4 protein-coding genes are annotated in these 2,694 nt (G+C 43.0%); all 4 read right to left on the bottom strand.

Going from position 1 to position 2,694, the window contains the following annotated elements; translation table 11 throughout:
• Window positions 1–1,849 (bottom strand): phage tail tape measure protein (locus ACFINL_RS09485; RefSeq protein ID WP_375651470.1); only part of this gene is annotated, 1,849 nt, incomplete at its 3' end.
• Window positions 1,846–1,914: a hypothetical protein gene (locus ACFINL_RS09480; RefSeq protein ID WP_375638239.1), complete on the bottom strand. Its 69-nt coding sequence runs from the start codon at window positions 1,912–1,914 to the stop codon at window positions 1,846–1,848. The genes ACFINL_RS09480 and ACFINL_RS09485, both read right to left, overlap by 4 nt.
• A gap of 41 nt (window positions 1,915–1,955) precedes the next feature.
• Window positions 1,956–2,243 carry a phage tail assembly protein gene (locus ACFINL_RS09475; RefSeq protein WP_375632898.1) on the bottom strand — a complete coding sequence of 96 codons (288 nt, stop codon included), beginning with the start codon at window positions 2,241–2,243 and terminating at the stop codon, window positions 1,956–1,958.
• Between the two features lies 1 nt (window position 2,244).
• The coding region (locus tag ACFINL_RS09470) for a phage major tail tube protein (protein ID WP_375651469.1) at window positions 2,245–2,694 on the bottom strand (450 nt) is incomplete at its 5' end.

Here is a 2,694-nt window from a genome sequence, read left to right as displayed (position 1 = left end):
CTGTATCAACCATTTTTTTTGCACGTGCATTGGTTTCTTCGGTAAAGGTTTTAATGGTCTGCGTTGAAGTCTTGTCTATTGAAACATTAAACCCTAACTTTTCTTTCACCCAATTAGGCATCCAACTGGTTAATTTCTTCATCATATTGCCAAAACCGTTATACAGATCATCCCATTTGCTTTTGATGCCCTCCCAAAGCCCATTAATAAGATTGGAGCCTATTTCCATTAAATCGACACCAAACAGCCATTCAATGAGTTCATTGATTTTTTTCGAAATCCAAGTCAGTGGTGAAAAGTTTTTAAAGAACGTCAAGAGGTTATTGAAAACATTACTACATAAGCTGTAAAAAGAATCCCATAGCTTGCTTATAAAGCTTATGACTGTATCCCAATGTTTGTAGAGCAGATATCCGGCAGCAACAAGAGCTGCAATGCCGCCAATAATCCAGCCGATAGGAGTGGTCATGATTGCGATACCAAGCGATATAAAAGCAGAACTAACGGCAGTTATTGCTGGAATGAGTGAAGCTACAAGAGATAGTGCAAGACCCGCAACTGCAGAAGCTGCCGGTACCATTGCCGCAATGAATGCTCCGGTAAGAACTGCTCCAACCGCGGCTAAAGATGCAGCTACCCAGCCATTGAGTTCATCCCAATATTTATAGAGTGCGGCAAGTACCGCGATACCCCCAATTAGCCAACCGATAGGTGTGGTCATTATAGTATAGCCAAGCGTGACAAACGCTGCTCCCGCTGCTCCCGCTGCGGCAATGAGTGGACCAAAAATGAACGAACCAAGTGCCACAAGTCCTACCTTAAAGAGGGTTATTTCACCAATCAGAGGTTCTAGCCATTGGAACCAGCCTTTAATCCTCTCTATAAGATCACTTATGCCTTTTCTTAAATCAGAGGTAGGATTAATCAAATCATTAAGGACTTTTTTTAAGGTTTTTGCCCAGCTCGCAACAGTTGTTTGAATGAGGTCGCGGTTTTCATCAATCAACTTTGAAAAACCGTCAATCATATCATTAATCACGGGCATGAAACGCGCGCCAATAAAGCTCGCGATACCGCCTATTTTTTTCTTAAAAGCACCAAGCTTGTCACTCAAATCTGCGGCATAGCGTGCGACATCGGCACCTATCAGCCATTTTCCTTTCCGCGCCTTTGCAAACAGCTCTTTAATGGGTGCCATGCCTTGTGCAAGCATGGTCGCCATTTCTTTACCATCGCCCCCAAACAGCAGAGCGGCAATATGCTGTCTTTGTGCTTGGCTTTTCATCTTACTCATCTTGTCGGTAATTTCTTCTAACAAGACAGAAGTGGATTTGAGTTTTCCAGAAGTGTTTTTGACAGAAATGCCAAGTGCTTCAAAGCCCATCATGCCTCTTTTTTGTCCGGCATATGCTTGTGCTGAACGCCTATTTAAAACCGCTAAGGATTGTTGAAAAAGTTCGGCAGAAGTGCCTGAATTATCGGCTGCATCACCCCATAATTGAAGTGATGCAACACTCATATTTAAATGGTGTGATGCGTGATAAAGACTATCGCCCAGATGCATGGTTTTCATGGTGAGGGCGGCTACACTTGCCACAAGACCACCACCAGCAAGCCCTAAGACACCGGTAAAGACTGAAGCACGACTTGCCGCTGTGCTAAGAGCACTTTGAACGCCATGAAGGCTTTTTGTCATGTTTTTGACAGCAGCAGAAAAGCGCACAATACCCAAACTATGTGAGAGTGTTTTTGACAATGTATCGAATTTTTTTTGAAGATGTTTGAGAGGTGCGGTGAGTTTGTCTTCAAGAGACAATTTTACCTTTGCATCAGCAACTTTTTCACTCATTTTATCTTATACCTTTCTGCTGCTTGATTTCGCCAGAATATGAGTTCTTGCGGTTCCATTTCCATCATCTTTGAAAGGGACCAATGGAACACAATGGTAATATCGGCTATGAGTTTAGCGGCGGTTTCCCAGTCGAGGTATCCCGCCGCTTGATAAAAGACTCCAAAATCTCTCCAATGCTCGACAAGTCATTAATATCGAGTTCTCCAACCGCTTCATGTGCCCATCCAGAAAGACGTGCAACCATAGCAATTGTTTGCTCTATGCCTTCTTTTTTGTCGATTGCTTGCACATCTTTTGTTTTGGGGCGCTGTAAGGTAATTGTGGTGTGCTCTTTTCCTTCAAAAGTAACAGGTATCAATAATTTATGTGTAATGCTTGTTTGTACGGTCATTTTATAATCCTATATTTTCTCTATGGTCTGCGAGTTGATTGACGCCATTGAATTTTCTCACCAAGTTGAGGACGTCTATCTCAACGATTTCAACGTCCTTCTGGACATATTTGAAATATTGCAATGTGAAGGTAGTTGTGGATGTTGCTTTGCTGCCTGGTTGCCATTCTGCCATTTCAAAGCCTTTGCATAGTCCTCTCATGGTAATGACAACACCTTCTGCTGGTGTGCCTTGCGCTTGCATTGAACTTCGTAATGAAATGTCGACATCAGTGCGCCCTAAGAGTGCCATTAACTCTGGAGAGCAATCAGAAATGGTCATGCTAAGCGTGAGGGTTTCAAGACCAAGGTCAACTTCAATGGAGCTATCCATGCCACCGCCGCGATAACTTTCAACGACCAAGTTCAAATTCGGTAATGTTACGCTTTCACATTTTGCTTGATAGGGAAT

This window comes from Bartonella sp. AA78NXGY (assembly GCF_042197005.1).
Taxonomy (GTDB): Bacteria; Pseudomonadota; Alphaproteobacteria; order Rhizobiales; family Rhizobiaceae; genus Bartonella.
Note: the sequence above shows the minus strand (reverse complement) of the source record. Positions and strands in the feature narration are given on the sequence as shown.